Genomic DNA, 20408 nt, shown 5'->3' on the forward strand with positions numbered 1-20408 from the left:
TGCCGACGAGTGTACGACCGCGCCGGCCCGCACGTAAAGCCATACGCGAGCCGCACGCGAATCGCGTCGCCGCGCGTGCGGTCAGCCGCCGGCCGGCGCGGTTTTCCGCGTCACGACATCGGGCTGACGATCGCGTTGCGGCTGTCGGACGACAACGGCCAATGCGCGCCGCATCGACGTATCGGGGGGGACGGTGCATCGAACGTTGACTTTCGCCGATCGGCCCGATACGATCGACGCACTTTCAAGACGCCCTCCCGGTCCGCCGGGAGGGCGTTTCGTTTTGGTTCACCCACCAAAAGGAAACGCCTTGAAATGAACCGTATCGACACCCTCGCCTCCCGCTCGAACGCCGACCACGACGGCCTCGGCTACCTGCGGCACGGTACCGGCCCCGAATGCGTGATGGTCCTGCACGACTGGCTCGGCGACCATACGAACTACGCGGCGCTGCTCCCGTATCTCGACGAATCGACATTCACGTACGTGTTCGTCGACCTGCGCGGCTACGGCGAATCCATCCACCTGCGCGGCACCTGCACCGTCGACGAGATCTCGGCCGACTGCCTCGCGCTCGCGGACCGTCTCGGCTGGCCGCGCTTTCACGTGATCGGCCATTCGATGACGGGCATGGCGACACAACGGCTCGCCGCCGATGCGCCCTCCCGCATCAAGAGCGCGATCGCCGTGTGCCCGGTGTCGGCCGCCGGCAACCGCCTGAACGACGACGCACGCGCGTTCTTCGCGAGCACGGCCGTCGATGACGATGCGTTTCGCCGGCTCATGCGATTCGTGACGGGTGGATTGTCGGCGCGCTGGGCCGACCTGAAACTGCGGCAGAACCGCGAGCGCGTGGCGCCGGCCTGCCGGCTCGCGTATCTCGACATGCTGACCGGAACGGATTTCGTCGACGATATCCGCGGGCTCGAGACGCGCTTCCTGGTGATCGTCGGCGACAAGGATCCGGGGCTCGACGAAGCGGCGATGCAGGCGACGTTCCTCGCGTGGCACCCGAACGCGCGGGTCGCGACGATACCGAATAGCGGGCATTACCCGATGCAGGAGTGCCCGCCGTATTTCGCGATGGTCATCGAGGATTTCCTGCGGGACGCGGCTGCCTGAGCGTTGACGCACGCGCGGCGGCCGGTGAAGGCGATGTGGGCCGCTGCGGCATGATGACGCCGCCGGCGGCCGGTAAACGGCAAGCAACGGGCCGTTCATCCGGTTCGTCCGGCCGTGGAGGCCGGACGGGATTCGATCGGCACGCGGTTGCGCGCCGATCGTTACCGCTTAACGACGCGGCCCGCCGGTGCGCTGCGGACGCGGCGAATTCGCGTCCTTGTGCCGGAAGTTGATGCGGCCCTTGGTGAGGTCATAGACCGACAGTTCCAGCGTCACGCGGTCGCCCGCGAGAATGCGGATGTGGTTCTTGCGCATGCGGCCGGACGCGTATGCGCCCACCACGACGCCGTTTTCCAGCGTGACACGGTATTTGCTGTCCGGCAGCACTTCGTCGACGATTCCGTCCAGTTCCAGCAGTTCTTCTTTTGCCAAACCAATTCCTCCAGACAAGGTAATTGACCGCAGCCGCGGCGATCTGCCCGGCGCCGTGTCCCGCAATGGGACGGCGGCCGGCAGGCTGCCGGGGATCGGTTCGTTCAGACGGGCCATGGGCCTGTCTTGCGATCGGAGCCCGGCGCGTTGCGGCGTTCAGGCGGTCGGTGGCGGCGGCGCATACGGCGCCGCGCAAGTCGGGACCGCGCCGGCAAGGCATGGCGGCGGTCTGCTCGGGTTGATGCGTTGAAGCGGTGATGCGCTGGCGAAGCGGCGGGCGCTTCGCGAGGGCGTTGCGTCGCACGCCGTACAGGCATGCGATGAGGGAGGCGACACGACCGATGCATCGTGAATGTCGCGATGCATCGGTCGTGCGCATCGGAAACGCGCCGGCTGCCGCCGAAGCGGCGCCGTGCGCGCCAATCCGTCCGGCGACGGCCACCGTTTGGCGGCCGCTGCCGATGCGGCTTACTGCGGCGTGATGTTCGACGCTTGCAGACCCTTCGGGCCGCGCTTCACTTCGAAGCTGACCTTCTGGCCTTCGGCCAGGGTCTTGAAGCCCGTGCCGCGAATTTCAGAGAAATGGGCGAACAGATCGTCGCCGCCGTTGTCCGGGGAGATGAAACCAAAGCCCTTGGTTTCGTTGAACCACTTGACGGTACCGGTATCCACAAATACTTCCTTAATACGAATAATTGAACATGCGCCCGCAACGGGCACAGAAAGACTCAAAAGAGGGAGAGACCAACGACCGCCGCACGGAGTGCGGCCAATGATGAGCAATCGAACTTCTTGAACACTTCGGCCATGGACACTACGCGGTAGCGGCCGTTTCGTCAAGTCATTTTGATGCGGCGCACAAGCACACCCGCCGCGTGCGCCTTGCGTGGCGGGTGTTGCCGGCCGACGGGACGCATTTCGATGCGCCCCCGCTTTCCGGCCGGCGGACGGCCGGCCGGTTCTTACCGCGGCTCGAACACGTGATGCAGCGCCGGCGGTGCATCGCCTTCGCGAATCCGCATCTCGAACGCCTTGCGCGCGACGCTCGTCGGCCGCACGTCCGCCACGTCGAGGTAGAACTGCGAATACCAGTCGCGCATCTGGTACAGCGGCCCGTCGCCCTCGCACAGCAGCGGGTTGTCGATCCGCGTCTTGCTGTGCCAGATGTCGACGTCCTCGTAGAACGCGCGCTGCGCTTCCTTCACGTACGCGTTCGCGATCTCCGTGTTCTGCTCGTCGGACAGCCCGGCCACCTTCTTCACGATCACGCCGTAGCGCAGCTCGAAGCTGTTCATGTCGATCGGCACGTGGCAGTTCAGCAGCACCGAGTGGATCGGCTGCCCGCCGCTCTGCCCCGTCATCTGCGTGATGTGCACGGCCGGCCCGAAATACGTCGACAGCGCGGTCAGGGCGTCGCCGCCGAGCTTCTCGCTGCGGCCGACCATCAGCTGCGTCGCCTTGTGGCCCTCGAACAGGTTCGCGAAATAGTCGATCGGCGCGCGGTGCACGGTCGCGAAGTGCGCGACGTCCGAGATGTTGTCGACCAGCTCGCGACAGTTGGCCTGGATCACCATCTTGTCGACGACCCAGCCCGACCATTCGTCGGAGAAGCACACGTCGAGGCGCGGAATCGCGACTTCGGGCGGCGGTGCGTTGCCTTCCGGGTCGTTCCAGACGAACAGCAGGTTGTTTTCCTCGCAGGTCGGCCATGCGCCGATGCGCGCCTTCGGCGGGATCCGCTTGCAGTACGGAATCGATGCGCACTGGCCTTCGCCGCTCCACGCCCAGCCGTGGAACGGGCACACGAGGTTGTCGCCCTGCACCGTGCCGAGGCTCAGGTCGGCGCCCATGTGCGGGCAGTACGCGTCGACGACGTTGACCTTGCCGGTCGAATCGGCGAACACGGCGAGCTTGCGGCCGAAGGCGTTCAGCGTGTGCGGCTTGCCGTCCTTGTAGTCGCGGGCGAGCCCGAGGCAGTGCCAGCCGCGCGCATAGCGCTGCGCGAGCGGCTGGGCTTCGATCTTGTAAGGGCGTGCGGACATGTGGGTTGACTCCTCTTGTGGACAACGCGCGGCGGCCGGCCGCGCGCAGGGGAAAATGGGGGCGCCGGTCAGCGCATCGGGTTGCCGGGTTCGAGCGCGGGCGACGGTTTCAGCGTTGCCGGAGCCGCCGGCGACGGCTGCGCATGCGCGTGCTGCACGCGGCGCTCGGCACGCTCGACGCCGAGCCACGCGGCGAGCGCGGGCAGCAGGAACACGGCGCCGAACAGGTTCACGAGGAACATGAACGCGAGCAGCACGCCCATGTCGACCTGAAACTTCAGCGCGGAAAACGCCCACGTGCCGACGCCGATGAACATCGTGACGGCCGTGAACAGCGCGGCCGTGCCGCGCTGGCGCATCGCGTCGGCGAACGCGTCCGGCAGCGTCGCGCCGTGGCGGAGGTCGTGCTGCAGGCGTTCGTACAGGTAGATCCCGTAGTCGACGCCCACGCCCACGCCGAGCGTGATCACCGGCAGCGTCGCGACCTTCAGCCCGATGCCGAGAAGCGCCATCACCGCATTGCACAGGATCGACACGAGCGTGAGCGGCACGATGATGCACAGCACCGCGCGCCACGAGCGGAACGTGACCGCGCAGAGCAGCGCGATCGCGCCGAAGATCGACAGCAGCATCGCGATCTCCGCGTCGCCGACCGCCTCGTTGGTCGCCGCCATCACGCCGACGTTGCCGCCCGCGAGCCGGAACGCGACGTTCGGCGTCGGGTTCTCGGCCGCGAAACGCTTGATCTCGTCGACGATGTGCGCGATGGTCGTGCCTTCGTGGTTCTTCGTGTAGATCAGGACCTGGATCGCCTTGCAGTTCGCGGTGTTCATCCCGTTGTCGGGGTCGAACGCGTTGGAGCCTTGCGTGAGCCCGTCGCTCGAGCGCGGCAGCGCGGCCCAGCGCGGGTTGCCTTCGTTGAACGCGGCGATGAACACCTTGCCCTGCGACGACACGCTCGTCACCGACTGCACGCCGGCCACGCCGCGCATGTTCATCTCGAACTGCTCGATCGCGCTCATCACCGGGTAATGCAGGCACGCGTCGTCGAAGCCGGTCGTCTCGACGATCACCGAGAGCACGTCCACGCCGATGTTGTACTGGTGCGTGATCGCCGCGTTGTCGATGTTGTAGCGCGAGTTCGCGCGCAGCTCCGGCGCGCCGGTGCCGATGTCGCCGATCTCCAGCTTGCGCGACTCGAGCGTGCCGTACGCGAGCAGCGCCAGCGCCACCGCGAACACGCCGAGCGCGGGCGCCGGCCGCGCGAATACCGCGAAGCGCGACCATCTTCCGCTCCCGCCGGCCGCCGCCGTGCGCTGCGCGCGTGCCAAGGTGCCGCGTTCGAGGCGCGTGTACGACAGCAGGATCGGCAGGAACACCTTGTTCGTCACGATCATCAGCAGCACGCCGAGGCACGCGGTAATGCCGAGCTCGCGCACGATGTCGATCCTGATCCGCATGATGACCATGAAGCCGAGCGCGTTGGTCAGCAGCGCGACCGTGCCCGGCACGAACAGCTTGCGGAACGCGTCGCGCGCGGCGTCGGCTGGCGACGCGCCGCGCACCAGCGCCTGCTTCCACGCGTTGGTCATCTGCACCGCGTGCGACACGCCGATCGAGAAGATCAGGAACGGCACGAGGATCGACATCGGGTCGATGCCGAGCCCGAGCAGCGGCAGCGCGCCGAGCAGCCACACGACCGGCAGCAGCGCGACGACGAGCGCCAGCACGGTAGTCTTCAGCGAGCGCGTGTAGGCAAACAGCAGCGCGGCCGTCACGAGGAATGCGAGCGCGAAGAACGCCATCACGCCCGCGATCCCGTTCTCGACGTCGCCCACCAGCTTCGCGAAACCGATGATGTTCACGTCGATGCCCTGCTTCGCATAACGCGCGCGGATTTCCTCGAGCTGGCGCGCGACCGCGCTGTAGTCGAGCCGCTTGCCGGTGGCCGGGTCGGTCTCGCGCAGTTCCGCGCGGATCAGCGCCGATTTCAGGTCATTGCCGACGAGGCGGCCGATCTGCCCCGAACGCGCGACGTTGCGGCGCACCTTCGCGAGATCGTCCGGGTTCGCGCTCGAGAACTGGCCGGGCACGACCACGTCGCCGCGAAAGCCGGCCTCGGTCACTTCCGTGTAGTGGACGTTCGGCGTGAACAGCGAGAACACGCGCGAGCGGTTCACGCCGGGGATGAAGAAGACGTCGTCGGTCGCGTGGCGCAGCGCGTCCATGAACGTCTGGTTGTAGATGTCGCCGTCGCCCTTCCAGCGCAGGCTCACGAGGATCGTGTTCGCGCCGGGGAACGCACCCGCATAGCGCTCGAACACCTGCATGTACGGGTGCTGCATCGGGATCATCTTGTTGAAGCCCGGATCGAGCTTCAGGCGCGTGGCCGACAAGCCGAGCGCGAGCGTCACCGCGACGCACAGCAGCATCAGCAGCTTGCGCCGGCGGATGATCGTGTCGGCGCAGCGCTCGACGAACGCGGCGAGACGCGACGCGGAAACGGCTTCAGGAGGACGTGACAGGTCGTTCATGGAATTCTCGGGTCGGGACGGACGATGCGAAACGAACGGAAGCTGGCGGTGCGGGCGGCCGGCGTCAGGACGGCGACGGCGTCGACGCAGGCGCGCCGGCCAGCGGCGCGACGCCGGCCTCGCCGCCGAGCAGCAGCGCGCCGTGGCCCATGTCGAGCACGGCCGCGAGGCTCTGCACGCCGCCGAGCTTGCGCACGTCGAAGGTCAGCCCGCCGTCGCGCGACGCGACGATCGCGCCGCCCTGGCCCACCAGCACGAGTTCGCCGTCGGCGAGCTGGGTCGCGCCGAAGTACGACACCGGCACGTGGCTGTCCACATGCGTCCAGGTCGCGCCGCGATCGGTGCTGCGCACCACGTTGCCGCGCATCCCGTATGCGACCCAGTCGCCGTTCGCGAGCATCAGCGCGCCGAACAGCGAACCGGCGTACGGCGACGGCAGCTTGTCCCACGTGGCGCCGTTGTCGGTCGAGCGCAGCAGCGTGCCGCTCTCGCCCGCGACCAGCAGGTTGCCGTGGCCGTCGCCGACGATCGCGTTGAGGTGACGGTCGCCGGCCGGCGTCTTCAGCGGCTGCCACGTGAGGCCCGCGTCGTCCGAGCGCAGCAGCTGGCCGAAGCTGCCGGCCGCGAACAGCGGGCCGCCCGCCGCGCCCCACACGGACAGCAGCGGATCGGAATGCGCATGGTCGATGTGCACTTCACGCCAGTGCATGCCGGCGTCGTCGCTGCGGACGATCCGGCCGTCGTGGCCGACCGCGATCCCGAGCGTCGGCGTGATGAAACGCACCTGCGTGAGCGTCGATGCCTGGTCGGGCGTGACCGACGCCGGCCGCCAGCGGGCGCCCGAATCGTCGCTCAGCAGGATCACGCCGCGTTCGCCGACCGCGACGATGCGCGCGCCGGCCCGGGCGAGCCCGTTGATCTGCAGCCGGTCCGCATGGATCGCGGTGACCGGGAACGCCGGCAGCGGGCGCGGCGAAAACGCGAACAGCGCGGCGCCGAGCACGAGCGCCGACATCGCGAGTCCGGGCAAGGTTCGTTTCATGGCTTGTCTCCTGTTTCTGCGTTCGACAGCCGTTGGCGCGTGCGCGCCGGCGACCGTCGCCTGCAAGTCTCCGGGCCGCCGGTCATGGCCGCGACCTCGAATCGTCGTTCGTGAATGGTTCGCCGCGTGCGCGGCGCGGCCCATCCGAGTGCCGCTACGTGCGCTACGTCCGCTACGTCCGAGACGTGCGCTACGTGCGCTATGCGCCGACCTCGAACAGCGCGGCGGCACCCATCCCGCCGCCGATGCACATCGTCACGACCGCGTGCCGTACGCCGCGCCGCGCGCCTTCGAGCAGTGCGTGCATCGTCATCCGCGTACCCGACATCCCGAACGGATGGCCGAGCGCGATCGCACCGCCGTCGACGTTCAGCCGGTCGTCGGGAATGCCGAGCGTGTCGCGGCAGTACAGCGCCTGGCACGCGAACGCCTCGTTCAGCTCCCACAGCCCGATGTCGCCGACGGTCATGCCGAAGCGCGCCAGCAGCTTCGGAATCGCAAACACCGGGCCGATGCCCATCTCGTCCGGCTCGCAGCCGGCCACCGCGAGGCCGCGGAACGCGCCGAGCGGCGTCAGCCCGCGGCGTAGCGCCTCGCTGCGCGACATCACGACCACGGCCGCCGCGCCGTCCGACAGCTGCGACGCATTGCCGGCCGTCACGAACTCGCCCTGCTCCACGGCCTTGCCGCCGCTCCACGACGGCTTCAGCCCCGCGAGCCGCTCGGCCGTCGTATCGGCGCGCACGCCTTCGTCGCGCGCCGCACGCAGATCCTCGTGGCCGGCCGGGTTGCCTTCCTTGTCGAACAGCGCGCGCCGCACGTCGAGCGGCGCGATTTCCGCATCGAAGCGGCCGGCCGCCTGGGCGTCGGCCGTGCGCTGGTGGCTCTGCAGCGCGAATTCATCCTGCGCCGCACGCGAGATCCCGTAGCGGCGCGACACGATCTCGGCCGTCTCCATCATCGCCATGTACGCGGCCGGCTGGTGGTCGAGCACGGCCTGCGAACGCGCGCGATATGCGTTCTTGTGCTTGTTCTGCGTGAGCGAGATCGACTCGACGCCGCCCGCGACGACGATCCGCGCATCGCCCGCGCCAATGCTGCGCGCGGCGCTCGCGATCGACATCAGGCCCGACGAGCACATGCGGTCGATCGCCATGCCGGGCACCGATGCCGGCAGCCCGGCCGCCGCCGCCGACAGGCGGCCGATGTTGTAGCCCTGCGTGCCCTGCTGCGCGGCGCAGCCGATCAGCACGTCGTCGACGTCGGCCGGCGCGACGCCCGCGCGCTCGAGCGCAGTACGCACCACGTGGCCGCCCAGCGCGGGCGCCTCGGTGTCGTTGAACATGCCGCGAAACGCCTTGCCGATCGGCGTGCGTGCGACGGAAACGATGACTGCGTCTTCCATGAGCTGGCTCTCTGAATCTAGAAGTAGTAACGGCTGATCGTGTCGGCCACGCAGCCGGGTTTCGCTTCGCCTTCGATCTCGACGGTCACGCGAATCCATGCCTGCACGCCGCCGTCGAGCGGCTCGACGCGCAGCAGCTCGCCGACGCCGCGCACGCGCGCGCCGACCTTCACCGGCGCGGGGAAACGGATCCTGTCGCAGCCGTAGTTGACGCCGAGCCGCGCGCCGTCGATGCGCACGATCTGCGGCAGGAAATGATTGACGAGCGACAGCGTCAGGTAGCCGTGCGCGATGCACGCACCGAACGGGCCGTCCTTCGCGCGCACCGGGTCGACGTGCACCCACTGGTGATCGCCGGTCGCGTCGGCAAAGCCGTCGATGCGGATCTGGTCGATCGCGAGCCACGCGCTCGCGCCGAGCGTGTCGCCGACGGCCGCCGCGAGTTCGCCGGGATGCGCGAACACGCGGGGCGTCGCGCGCACGGGGTCGAGGGTCGTGCTCATCATGCGTGCTGGCTGCTGACCGACAGCACTTCGCCCGTCATGTACGACGCGTAATCGCTTGCAAGGAACACCATCACGTTCGCGACCTCCCAGACTTCGGCGGCGCGCCCGAAGGCTTCGCGCGACGCCAGTTGATTCAGCAGGTCGGCCGGGGCCGACTTCTTCAGAAAATCGTGCATCGCGATGCTCGGCGCGACCGCGTTGATGCGCACGCCGTACGGCGACGCCTCGAGCGCCGCGCAGCGCGTGAGCGCCATCACGCCCGCTTTCGCCGCCGCGTAGTGCGCCTGTTCCGCCTGCGCGCGCCAGCCGAGCACCGATGCGTTGTTGACGATCGCGCCGCGGCCGCGGGCCTGCATGTGCGGCAGCATCGCGCGCGTCATCCGGAACGTCCCGGTGAGGCTAATGTCGATCACCCGCGACCATTCGGCATCGTCCATATCGACGATGCGGGTCGCCCCGCCGAGCCCCGCGTTGTTGATCAGCACGTCGACGCCGTCGAGCTTGTCCTGGGCCTCCGCGACCAGCGCCTGCACGTCGGCCTCCACCGCGACGTTGCACAGGCGGCCATAGACCTGTTGCAGCCCCGTTTCGGCGCGCAGTGTCTGAACCGCCTGTTCGAGGCGCTTTTCGTGGATGTCGGAGATGAACAGCGCGCGGCAGCCTTCCTCCGCGCAGCGGCGCGCGGCCGCGAAGCCGATGCCGGCGCCGGCGGCGGCCGTGATCAGCACCGATTTGCCGGCGAGCAGCTGGTGGCCCGGCACGTAGGCCGGCGCTTTCTGGATCTGGGGTTCGGTCATGCTGTGCCTCGTGGTTCCCTGGGCATGCCGAGCCCGCGCTCGGCCATGATGTTGAGCTGGATTTCGTTGGTACCCGCGTAGATCGTGTCCGCACGGGAGAACAGGAATACGCGCTGCAGATGGGTGAGCTTCTCGTCGGCCGGATCGATCACGTTCGCGCGAGGCCCGAGCGCATCCATCGCAAGCTGGCCGAGGTCGCGGTGCCAGTTCGACCAGAAATACTTGTAGATCAGTGCCTCGCGGCGCAGCGGCGCGGTGCCACCGCCATCGGCGTCGTCGGCGCCGGACAGCATGCGCAGCGCGTTGTAGCGCATCACGCGCAGCCCGGCCCACGCGCGGCCGATCCGCTGCCGCAGCACCGGGTCGCGGTCCGCGCCCGATTCGCGCGCGGCGTCGATCACCCATTCGAGTTCGCGGACGAACTGCATCTGCTGGCCGAGCGTCGACATCCCGCGTTCGAAACCGAGCAGCGTCATCGCGATCCGCCAGCCGTCGCCGGGCGCGCCGACGAGGTCGCGTGCTTCCGCGCGCGCGCCGTCGAAGAACACCTCGTTGAATTCCGCACCGCCGTTGAGCTGCCTGATCGGCCGGATCTCGATGCCCGGCTGGTCGAGCGGCATCAGCAGGAACGACAGCCCCTTGTTGCCCTTCGACGCGGGATCGGTGCGCGCGAGCACGAAGATCCAGTCGGAATCGTGTGCGAGCGACGTCCAGACTTTCTGGCCGTGGACGCGCCACGTACCGTCCGCATCCTGTTCGGCACGCGTGCGCACGTTGGCCAGGTCGGAACCCGCGCCCGGCTCGGAGTAGCCCTGGCACCAGAACTGCGTGCCGGCAAGAATGCCGGGCAGAAAGCGCGCGCGCTGGTCGTCGGTGCCGCAGGCGACGAGCGTCGGCCCGAGCAGCCCTTCGCCGATGTGGCCCATCCTTCCCGGGCCTCCGGCGCGCGCGTATTCCTCGTGGAAGATCACCTGTTCGGCCACCGAGAAGCCTCGCCCGCCGGCGGCGGTCGGCCAGCCGAGGCCGGTCCAGCCGCCCTGCGCGAGTTCCCGCTCCCATGCCTTGCGCAGGTCGGGAAACGCTTCCTCGTCGCCGGGGCCGCCGCGGTATTTCAGGCACGCGAATTCGCCGGTCAGGTGCGACTGCACCCAGTCGGCCACTTCGTGCCGCAATTGCTGTTCGCGCGTTTCGCTGTTCATTGAAGGGCTCCTGCGCGTGCGGCGGACGGGCGGGATGCGGCTGCAGCCGGTGGCTCGAACGCTTCGCCACGCTGCGATGCGCCGCCTTCGATCGCATGGCATGCGATCCATTCGAGCAGTTGCGGCGTGCTGCCGAACTGCGCGCCCGACGCCTGCGCGCGCTTGAAGTAGAGATGCGGGTCGTATTCCCACGTAAAGCCGACGCCGCCGTGCAACTGGATCGCTTCCTGGGCGCAGAACGCGTACGCGTCGTTCGCGGCGGATTTCGCCGCGGCGATGTCGGCACGCAATGCGTTGCCCGGCGCCACGCTGCCGGCTTCCGCGTCCCATGCGTGCGCGGCGCCGAGCACGGCCGAGCGCGCCGATTCGATCAGCACCATCATCTGCGCGCAACGGTGCTTGACGACCTGGAACGACGCGATCGCGCGGCCGAACTGCACGCGCTGGCTCGTGTAGTCGAGCGTCAGGTCGAGGCATTGCTGTGCGCCGCCGAGTTGTTCGGCGGCCAGCGCGAGCGCCGCGAACCATGCGGCGCGTTCGAGCACCTGCGCCGCGTCGCGGCCCGCAATCAGCGTGTCGCGGCTCACGCGCACGTCGTCGAGCGCAATCCGTGCGAGCGGCCTCGTCGCGTCGAGCGTGTCGAGCGGCGTCACCGCAACGCCGGCCGCGCCGGTGGTCATGTCGATCGCGAACAGGCCGACCGACTGCCCTTCGTTCGCGATCCGCGCCGGAACCAGCAGCAGGTCGGCGCGCGCACCGTCGAGCACTTGTGCTGCGACGCCGGACAATGCGAAGCCGGCCGCGGTTTCTTCCGCGATGAACGGAAGCAGTCGCGCACTGGACGGTTCGTCGAACGAGTCGCCGAAAGATGCGCCGAACGCATTGGCACCCGGCCGGCCATATGGCCGGCCGACCCGCGCGCCACCCGGCTCGCCGAATAGCCAGTCGAACGGCAGCGCCAGCGTCGCGCTGCACGCGCCTTCGGCGATCTTCGCGAGCCAGCCGGTCGCCAGCGACGTGTCGCAGCCGCCCAGCGCGGTCGCCGCGAGGCACGCGGTCGAAAAATACGGCACGCACGCGATGCGCCGGCCCAGCTGTTCCATCAGCACCGTCTGCTCGACCGCGCCGAGCCCGAGCCCGCCCGCCGCCTCCGGCAGCGCGAGCGCGTTCCAGCCGAGTTCGCCTGCTAGTGCAGCCCACAGCGCATCGTCGCGGCCGGCCGATTGCTCGAGTGCGCGGCGCACGTCGGCGGACGCGCTGCGTTCGGCGAGCACGTCGGCGGCCGCGTCGCGGATCATCGCCTGTTCGTCGGTGAGCGCCAGATCCATGCTCAGCTCCCGTACACGCGCTGCGCGGGCCGCGCGTCGGCGAGCAGCCGCGCGACCGCCGGGCCGACCTCGGCCGCCGCCCAGCGCGCGCCGCGGTCGACGCTCGGGCCCGTGCGCCAGCCTTCCGCGACCGCGATCATCCCGCCCGCGACCTCGAACACCTGGCCCGTCACGTCGGCCGACAGCGCGCTGCCGAGCCACACGACGAGCGGCGCGACGTTGGCCGGGTCGAAATAGTCGAAGCCGCCGTCCTCGGGCTTCTTCATCATGTCGGCGAACACGCCTTCGGTCATCGACGTGCGCGCGGCCGGCGCGAGCGCGTTCACGCGCACGCCGTAGCGCTGCAGCTCGGCCGCCTGCATCAGCGTGAGCGCGGCAATGCCGGCCTTCGCCGCGCCGTAGTTCGACTGGCCGATCGAGCCTTGCAGCCCGGCGCCCGAACTCGTGTTGACGATCCGCGCGTCGACCGCGTGGCCGGCCTTCGCCGCGTCGCGCCACACACGCGCCAGCACGCTCGACAGGCAGAAGTGGCCACGCAGATGCACGCGCATCACGTCGTCCCAGTCGGTTTCGGTCATGCTCGTGAACATCTTGTCGCGGCAGATGCCCGCGTTGTTGACGAGCACGTGCACATCGCCGAACGCTTCGCGGGCCGCGTCGACGATCCGCTGCGCCGTTTCGACGCGCGTGATGTCGTCCGCATTCGCAAGCGCGTTGCCGCCGCGTCGTGCGATCTCGTCGCACACGGCCTGCGCGGCCTCGTGCCGGATGTCGTTGACGACGACCGCCGCGCCTTCGGCCGCGAATGCGAGCGCATATTCGCGCCCGAGCCCGCCGCCCGCGCCGGTGATGATGACGGTGCGTCCGTTACAGATTCCCATGCTGGTGCCTCTTGGATCGTGAGATCGTGAAAGTGACGCGCTCACAGGCGCTCGATGATCGTGACGTTCGCGAGGCCGCCGCCTTCGCACATCGTCTGCAATCCGTAACGGCCGCCGGTGCGTTCCAGTTCGTGCAGCAGCGTCGTCATCAGCCGCGCGCCGGTCGCTCCGAGCGGATGACCGAGCGCGATGCCGCCGCCGTTCGGGTTGGTCCTTTCATGCGGGAAACGCGTATCGGCCAGCCACGCCTGCGCGACCGACGCGAACGCCTCGTTCATCTCGACGACGTCGATCTGCGACCAGTCGAGCCCGCTCTTCTTCAACGCGGCCTTCGTCGCCGGGATCGGCGCGGTCAGCATCCACAGCGGATCGTCGCCCAGCACGCTCAGGTGATGGATGCGCGCGCGCGGCGTGAGGCCGTAGCGCTTCAACGCGTCCTCCGACACGATCAGCAACGCGGCGGCCGCGTCGCAGGTCTGGCTCGCGACGGCGGCCGTCAGCGAGCCGCCCGGTGTCAGCGGCTCGAGCGTCGCCATCTTTTCCAGCGACGTGTCGGGGCGCGGCGTCTCGTCGTGCAGCACGCCTTCGAGCGGCACGATTTCCCGCTTGAAATGCCCGGCCTCGATCGCGGCGACCGCACGGCGATGGCTTTCGAGCGCATAGCGCTCCATTGCGTCGCGCGACAGGTTCCAGTGATCGGCGATCCGCTGCGCGGCGACGAACTGCGACACCGGCGCATCGCCGAAGCGCGCGCGCCAGCCGGTGCTGCCCGAGAACGGGTCGTCGAAGCCGAGCGGCGCCGCGCAGGTCATCGCGGACGAGATCGGGATCTGCGTCATCGTCTGCACACCGCCCGCGACCACCACGTCCTGCACGCCGCTCATCACGGCCTGTGCGGCGAAATGCACGGCCTGCTGCGACGAGCCGCACTGGCGGTCGATCGTCACGCCCGGCACCTGCAGCGGCAACCCGGCCGCGAGCCAGCAGGTGCGCGCGATGTTGCCCGCGAGCGGGCCGATCGTGTCGACGCAGCCGAACACCACGTCGTCGTATTCGTCGGCGGGAATCGCGTTGCGCTCGACGAGCGTCTTCAGCACGAAGCCGCCGAGGTCGGCCGCATGCACGTGCGCGAGCCCGCCCTTGCGGCGGCCGGTCGGCGTGCGCAGCGCGTCGACGATATAGGCTTGTCTCATCAGTTGGATTCCTCGAGGTCGAAGGTCTGCGCGGGGCCGATCGGCAACGCGTCGCCGAGGATCGCGTCGGCCACGCGGGCCTTGTGGAACGCGTTGTCGCCCCAGCTGCCGGAAAGCGCCCAGATGCGCTTCATGAAGATCTGCAGGTCGAGCTCCCACGTGTAGCCGATCGCCCCGTGCACCTGCATCGAGTGACGCGCGGCGAGCTGCGCGGCCGACGTCGCCGCGAGCTTCGCGTGGGACACGAACACCGCGCGCTGCGGGTGATCGTCGGCGATCGCCTGCGCTGCGCGCGCGACCACCGGCCGCGCGAACTCGTAGCGGATCGCGACGTCGGCAAGCAGATGCTTGAGCGCCTGGTACGACCCGATCGCCTTGCCGAACTGCTTGCGCTGCGCGCTGTAGTCGATCGCGACGTCGAGCACGCGCTGCGTGAGGCCGAGCAGTTGCGCGGCAACCGCGAACGCGCCGTGGTCGAGCGCACGGTCCAGCAGCGGCGCGGCTTCGTCCGCACTTGCGATGCGCGTGGCCGCCGACGGCTCCCAGTCGAGCGTGAACAGCCGCCGCGACGGGTCGACGCTGTCCACCGCGCGCCACGCGCACTGCGCGGGATCGACGCGGTGCAGCTCGCCACGGTGCTCGCACAGGAGCGTCTGCGCGACGTGCACGTCGGCCGCATACGGGTTCGCCGGATGCACGAGCGCGACGCGCGCGCGCCCTTCGGCGATGTCGCGCAGCAGCGCGTCGCGCCAGTCGCTCGCCGGCAGCCGCGCAAGCACGCCGGCCGAGACGAGCGCCGTGTCGAGCAGCGGCTCGGGGCTGCCGAAGTAACCGTAGGTCTGCGCGAGCAGCGCCCATTCCGCTTCGCTCAGGCCGAGGCCGCCGTGCGCCTCGGGCACCGACACGGCGGTCAGCCCCTGCGACGCGAACAGCGCCCACAGGTCGTCCGAACGCCCGGTCGGCGTGGCCCAGAGCTCGCGGATCAGCTCGGGCGTCATCTCGGTCATCAGCAGGCGCTTCACGCTGTCCGCGAGCGCTTCCTGGTCTTCATCGAATACGAAATCCATACGATGTCCGTTCAGTGAGGGTGGCGCCGGCGCCGTCATGCGCGCGGCATGCCGAGCATCCGTTCGGCGACGATGTTGCGCTGGATCTCGTTGGTGCCCGCGTAGATCGTGCCGGCCTGCGCGAACAGGAAGCCGTCGAGCCAGTGGCCGAGCGTCGCGTGCTGCGCGGCCGTCTGCGGGGCGACCTCGCCGTGCGCGCCGAGAATGTCGAGCGCGGTCTGGTGCATGCGCAGGTCGAGCTCCGACCAGAACACCTTGTTGGTGCTCGACTCCGCGCCGATATGGCCGCCCTTCAGCAACCGGCTCGCAGTCGCGTAGGTCGACAGCGCATACGCCTGTGCATCCATCCACGCCTGCACCACGCGCTCGCGCAGCGTCGGATCGCGATCCGCGCTGTCGCGATGGGCGAGATACAGGTCGCGCAGTGCCTGCGCGGTGCGCTGGAAGCGCGCGGGCGAACGCAGCATCAACCCGCGCTCGAAGCCGGCCGTCGCCATCGCGACCTGCCAGCCCGCGCCTTCGGCCGCGAGCCGGTTCCCGACCGGCACGCGCACGTCGTCGAAGAAGATTTCCGCGAAGCCCGTCTGCCCGTTCAGCTGGCGGATCGGCCGCACCGTGATGCCCGGCGCGGACAGCGGCACCATCAGGAACGTGAGCCCGTGGTGGCGTGACGATTCCGGGTCGCTGCGGAACAGCCCGAACAGCCAGTCGGCCCACACCGCGCGCGTCGACCAGATCTTCTGGCCGTTCAACACGTATTCGTCGCCAATCCGGGCGGCCGTCGTGCGAATCGCGGCCATGTCGGAACCTGCATTCGGCTCCGACCAGCCCTGTGCCCATACGTGCTCGCCGGCCGCCATCGCGGGCAGGAAACGCGCCTTCTGCTCCGCAGTGCCGAAATCCATCAGCGTCGGGCCGAGCAGGAAGATGCCGTTCTGGTTCACGCGCATCGGCGCGTCGGCACGCCAGTACTCTTCCTCGAAGATCAGCCACTCGATCAGGTCGCAGCCGCGTCCGCCCAGCTCGCGCGGCCACGTGACCATGCTCCAGCGGCCCGAGTGCAGCGTGCGCTCCCATTCGCGGTGCGCGGCGAAGCCTTCCTCGGTGTCGAAGCTCGGCAGCCGCTCGCGCGGCACGTGCGCGGCGAGCCATTCGCGGATCTCCGCGCGAAACGCCTGTTGCTGCGGCGTGTAGGTCAGGTTCATGCGCGTGCCTCCTCGGCGGCGGCCTGCGCATCGAAACGCGCGTCGCGCTTCTCGACGAACGCGGCGCGCGCTTCGGTCGAATCGTTCGTCATGTACGCCTGCAGCGTGAAGCCCTGCTCCCAGCGGTACTTGTCCTCGAGATCGCCGTCCTCGACGCCGTTCAGCGCCTCCTTCGCGAGCCGCACCATCGCCGGGCTCTTCTCCGCGATCTTGCGGGCGAGCGCGAGCGCCGCGTCGCGCAGCGTGTCGCGCGTCACGACCTGCTCGACCGCACCGAGCCGGTACGCTTCGGCCGCATCGATCATCTCGCCGGTGAAATACATCGCGCGTACCTTCTGCACGCCGAACAGCCGCTGCAGGTGCGCACCGCCGCCCATCGCGCCACGGTCGATCTCGGGCACGCCGAAGCGCGCGCAGTCGGCCGCAACGACGATGTCCGCCGCGCCGCAGATGCCGATCCCGCCGCCGAGCACGAAACCGTGCACGGCCGCGATCACCGGCTTCGGGTTGCGGTGCACCGCGCGGAACGTCTCGTAATTGCCCGCGTTGACCGCCACGATCCGCTCCGGATGCGCGGCCAGCTCCTTGATGTCGACGCCCGCGCAGAAGCCGCGCCCCTCGCCGCGCACGACGACCACGCGGACCTCGTCGTCCTCGCCGAGCGCATCGAGCGCGCGGGAGAGCGCATGCCAGCCCTGCGCGTCGAGCGCGTTCACGGGCGGATGGGCGATCACCAGCTCGGCGATGCCGTCGGCGCGATCGATCCGGAACGGCATCGCGCCGGCCGGTTGGTTGGATCCTGTCATCTCCATTGCCTCCCTGTGATGTTGTTCATGCGGCCTGCGCTGCCGCCGTGCCGCGCAGCGCGGCCAGTGCGTCGAGTCGCTCGCCGGCTTCCGCGACGATCCGGGCGATCAGCGCGTCGCACGGTTCGATCGCGCCGATCATCGCGGCCGCCTGGCCGCTCGGCAGCACGCCTTCATCGGGGCGGCCCTCGACGATCGCGCGCTGGATCAGGAACGGCGCGTTCGCCGCCATCAGCGTCTGGCTCGCCGTGTAGTCGTGCGAGCGCAGCGCCTTGATCGCGAGACCGAGCATGTCGCCCGTGCTCAGGCCGTTCTGGCGGCGCCATGCGTCGGCCGTCTTCAGCGCGAACAGCGTGCGGCGCAGCGGGCCGAAGCGCTCGAGCTTCAGCAGGTACGGGTTGTCGATCATCCGTTGCGGCAGCCCGTCGAGCGCATCCGACACGCGGATGCGCGCCGGGTCGCCGACCGCGACGTAGCGTTCGAGCGTCTCGCGCGGCACCGGCGATTCGGCGCTCATCAGGAAGCGCGTGCCCATCGCGATGCCGGCCGCGCCATACGCGAGCGCGGCAGCCAGCCCGCGCCCGTCGAAGAACCCGCCGGCCGCGACCACCGGCACCCGCACCGCGTCGAGCACCTTCGGCAGCAGCAGCGTGGTCGGCACCGAGCCCGTGTGGCCGCCGCCTTCAGCGCCCTGCACCGTCACGATGTCCGCGCCGAGCTCGACCGCCTTCACCGCATGCTTCGGTGCGCCGACGGTCGGCATGCAGACGATGCCGGCGTCCTTGAAGCGGCGGATCGTCTTTGCATCCGGCCCGCGGCCGTAGCTCACCGCGCGCAGCCGGTGCCGAATGGCCAGCTCGACGACCTGCTGCGCGTTCTTCTGGAACATGTGGAAATTGATGCCGAACGGCTTGTCCGTCAGCGACTTCACTTTCAGGATCTCGGCCTCGACCTGCTCGGGTTCGAGCGTCGCGCCGGCCAGGAAGCCGAAGCCCCCGGCGTTGGCGGTCGCCGCGACGAGCCGCGCGTCGGCCACCCAGCCCATCGCGGTCTGCACGATCGGATAACGGCAGCCGAGCAGCTCGCACAAAGGCGTGTGCAGCCGGCTTTGAAGCGTCGTACTCATGCGGCCGCTCCGTTGACGGCGACCGGTGCGGACGCGTCGCCGCGATCAACGCCGTTCGGCTGACGCTGCGAACTGGCCATGCTGCGCGCGTCGTAGCCGCCGAGACGGTCGCCGCTCACGAGCTCGTTGTGCGCATGCGCGAAGTGATGCCACGCGAACGCCGCATCCATCGCCGCGCGCTTGCCCTGCAGTTCCTCGACGTGATTCAGTGCCTGCTTGGTCAGCGCGAGCCCGAGGCGCGGCATCGTCGCGACCTTCGCGGCGATCGCATAGGTCGCGTCGTGCAGCCGTTCGCGCGGCACGACGCGGTTGACCATCCCCATCTGGTACGCACGCTCGGCCGGCATCCGTTCGCCGAGGAACAGGAATTCCTTCGCGATGCGCGGGTTCAGTTCGTACGCATGCGCGAAATACTCGACGCCCGGAATCCCCATTCGCACGACCGGATCGGCAAAAAACGCATCCTCGGACGCGACGATCAGGTCGCACACCCACGCGAGCATCAGCCCGCCCGCGATGCATGCGCCCTGCACCATCGCGATCGTCGGCTTCGGCAGGTCGCGCCAGCGCCGGCACATCCCGAGGTAGACCTCCTGCTCGCGTGCATAGAGGAATTCGCCGCCGTCCTTGTCGACGTGGTCGTACCACAGCGATGCGCGATCGAACGACTCGTGGATGTCGCGGCCCGGCGTGCCGATATCGTGGCCCGCCGAGAAATGCTTGCCGGCGCCCGCGAGCACGATCGCCTTCACCGCGTCGTCGTGCGCCGCGCGCCGGAACGCCGCGTCGAGCGCATACGTCATCTTCGAGTTCTGCGCGTTGTGATACTCGGGGCGGTTCATCGTGATCGTCGCGACGCCGCCGTCGACCGCGTAGTCGACGACACCGTCGCCGAACGTCATCTGGGTCGCTTCCATGTGGGGCCTCATCCCCGGCGCGGCGCCGGATTGTTGCGCACGATCGTCGCGCGCAGGTTGTGCGGATCGAGCGCGCGCACGATGCGCAGGTCGTCCGCGTTCGGCGCGGCCGTCGTGCCGAGCTCCGGATGCGCGATCAACGGGAAGCCCGTCGCGTCCTGCACCTCGTCGAAGCTCACGCCCGGGTGCAGCGAGCGCACGCGGATCGCGTGGTCGGGGCCGCCGAAATCCATCACGCACAGGTCGGTGACGATGCTGCGCAGGTCGACGAAGGTCTTCATCCCGGGCAGCCGGCGCGCCGGGTTGTGGCCGACGGTGCACACCATGTCGACTTCGCCTTCGACGAACGTGCGCTTGCCGTGGCCGCTGACGAAGAACGAGTTCGCGTGGTTCGTCGTGTTGCCGGGGAAGCCGCGCGCGCCGAGCAGCTGGGTTTTCGGGCGCGCGTAGTCGTCGCCGAGCCACGAGATGTTGGCCTGGCCGAAACGGTCGATCTGCGTCGGCATCACGAGCGCATGGCGGCGGCCGTGCCACAGGCAGTCGAACACGCGTTCGTAGGTCATCCAGCCGCTCGCCTTCACGCGGTAGCCGTCGGGGCGCGGGCCGAGCGGCACCGGCTCCTCGACGAGATACGCTTCGCCGTCGGTCAGCATCAGCCCGTTGTTGTACGCAAGCCGCGCGAGGCCGGCCGCGAGCCGCGGGCCCGTGCCGATGCCGGTCGCCAGCACTTCGCCGTCGTCGCGCCAGAGTCGCGCGGACGCGACGATCATCAGTTCCGCGAGGGAATGGTCGAGAGATTCGCTCAC

General features: G+C 69.3%; 19 protein-coding genes. 1 reads left to right on the plus strand and 18 read right to left on the minus strand.

What is annotated here, in order from left to right; genetic code table 11:
• Positions 1–315: 315 nt before the first annotated feature.
• Entirely contained in the window at positions 316–1122 is an 807-nt protein-coding gene (locus FOZ70_RS20360) for an alpha/beta hydrolase (RefSeq protein WP_219706591.1), read from the plus strand.
• A gap of 168 nt (positions 1123–1290) precedes the next feature.
• Here the strand turns inward: FOZ70_RS20360 and infA are convergent, their stop codons facing one another.
• The 18 genes from infA to FOZ70_RS20450 form a co-directional block, all read right to left on the minus strand.
• Positions 1291–1554 carry a translation initiation factor IF-1 gene (infA, locus tag FOZ70_RS20365; RefSeq protein WP_027791717.1) on the minus strand — a complete coding sequence of 88 codons (264 nt, stop codon included), beginning with the start codon at positions 1552–1554 and terminating at the stop codon, positions 1291–1293.
• A gap of 468 nt (positions 1555–2022) precedes the next feature.
• Positions 2023–2226 (minus strand): cold-shock protein, encoded by a 204-nt coding sequence (locus tag FOZ70_RS20370; protein ID WP_006483056.1) that lies wholly within the window; start codon positions 2224–2226, stop codon positions 2023–2025.
• A gap of 290 nt (positions 2227–2516) precedes the next feature.
• On the minus strand, positions 2517–3596 hold the full coding sequence (locus FOZ70_RS20375) for a Rieske 2Fe-2S domain-containing protein (protein ID WP_021159445.1): 1080 nt from the start codon (positions 3594–3596) through the stop codon (positions 2517–2519).
• A gap of 68 nt (positions 3597–3664) precedes the next feature.
• A complete protein-coding gene (locus FOZ70_RS20380) occupies positions 3665–6130 on the minus strand; it encodes an MMPL family transporter (RefSeq protein ID WP_060072492.1) in 2466 nt (821 codons plus the stop codon).
• A 64-nt stretch (positions 6131–6194) separates the two neighbouring features.
• Entirely contained in the window at positions 6195–7172 is a 978-nt protein-coding gene (locus FOZ70_RS20385) for a YCF48-related protein (RefSeq protein WP_059588894.1), read from the minus strand.
• Between the two features lie 199 nt (positions 7173–7371).
• Positions 7372–8577 (minus strand): acetyl-CoA C-acyltransferase, encoded by a 1206-nt coding sequence (locus FOZ70_RS20390; RefSeq protein WP_059707409.1) that lies wholly within the window; start codon positions 8575–8577, stop codon positions 7372–7374.
• 17 nt (positions 8578–8594) lie between these two features.
• Complete coding sequence (locus FOZ70_RS20395; RefSeq protein WP_027791722.1) at positions 8595–9080, minus strand: MaoC family dehydratase; 486 nt, start codon at positions 9078–9080, stop codon at positions 8595–8597.
• Positions 9080–9880, minus strand: a complete 801-nt coding sequence (locus FOZ70_RS20400) for an SDR family oxidoreductase (RefSeq protein ID WP_219706592.1) — start codon at positions 9878–9880, stop codon at positions 9080–9082. Before FOZ70_RS20400 ends, FOZ70_RS20395 begins: the two co-directional genes overlap by 1 nt.
• The gene (locus tag FOZ70_RS20405) at positions 9877–11079 is read right to left on the minus strand and encodes an acyl-CoA dehydrogenase family protein (RefSeq protein WP_059622845.1); all 1203 of its coding nucleotides are present in this window, start codon (positions 11077–11079) and stop codon (positions 9877–9879) included. Before FOZ70_RS20405 ends, FOZ70_RS20400 begins: the two co-directional genes overlap by 4 nt.
• Positions 11076–12407, minus strand: coding sequence for an acyl-CoA dehydrogenase family protein (locus FOZ70_RS20410; RefSeq protein WP_219706593.1), 1332 nt, complete (start codon positions 12405–12407; stop codon positions 11076–11078). Before FOZ70_RS20410 ends, FOZ70_RS20405 begins: the two co-directional genes overlap by 4 nt.
• A 2-nt stretch (positions 12408–12409) precedes the next feature.
• The gene (locus FOZ70_RS20415; protein WP_059484836.1) at positions 12410–13288 is read right to left on the minus strand and encodes an SDR family oxidoreductase; all 879 of its coding nucleotides are present in this window, start codon (positions 13286–13288) and stop codon (positions 12410–12412) included.
• 41 nt (positions 13289–13329) lie between these two features.
• The gene (locus FOZ70_RS20420; protein ID WP_060072503.1) at positions 13330–14481 is read right to left on the minus strand and encodes an acetyl-CoA C-acetyltransferase; all 1152 of its coding nucleotides are present in this window, start codon (positions 14479–14481) and stop codon (positions 13330–13332) included.
• Positions 14481–15548 carry an acyl-CoA dehydrogenase family protein gene (locus FOZ70_RS20425; protein WP_060226097.1) on the minus strand — a complete coding sequence of 356 codons (1068 nt, stop codon included), beginning with the start codon at positions 15546–15548 and terminating at the stop codon, positions 14481–14483. Before FOZ70_RS20425 ends, FOZ70_RS20420 begins: the two co-directional genes overlap by 1 nt.
• A 35-nt stretch (positions 15549–15583) precedes the next feature.
• On the minus strand, positions 15584–16753 hold the full coding sequence (locus FOZ70_RS20430; RefSeq protein ID WP_219706594.1) for an acyl-CoA dehydrogenase family protein: 1170 nt from the start codon (positions 16751–16753) through the stop codon (positions 15584–15586).
• A complete protein-coding gene (locus FOZ70_RS20435) occupies positions 16750–17565 on the minus strand; it encodes an enoyl-CoA hydratase family protein (protein ID WP_219706595.1) in 816 nt (271 codons plus the stop codon). The genes FOZ70_RS20430 and FOZ70_RS20435 overlap by 4 nt, the downstream gene beginning before the upstream one ends.
• A gap of 19 nt (positions 17566–17584) precedes the next feature.
• Entirely contained in the window at positions 17585–18685 is a 1101-nt protein-coding gene (locus tag FOZ70_RS20440; protein ID WP_059553537.1) for a nitronate monooxygenase, read from the minus strand.
• Positions 18682–19602 carry an enoyl-CoA hydratase gene (locus tag FOZ70_RS20445; RefSeq protein WP_219706596.1) on the minus strand — a complete coding sequence of 307 codons (921 nt, stop codon included), beginning with the start codon at positions 19600–19602 and terminating at the stop codon, positions 18682–18684. The genes FOZ70_RS20440 and FOZ70_RS20445 overlap by 4 nt, the downstream gene beginning before the upstream one ends.
• An 8-nt stretch (positions 19603–19610) precedes the next feature.
• Positions 19611–20408, minus strand: coding sequence for a hypothetical protein (locus tag FOZ70_RS20450; RefSeq protein WP_059854028.1), 798 nt, complete (start codon positions 20406–20408; stop codon positions 19611–19613).

This window comes from Burkholderia sp. COPS (assembly GCF_019425585.1).
In the GTDB taxonomy this organism is placed as follows: Bacteria; Pseudomonadota; Gammaproteobacteria; order Burkholderiales; family Burkholderiaceae; genus Burkholderia; species Burkholderia cepacia.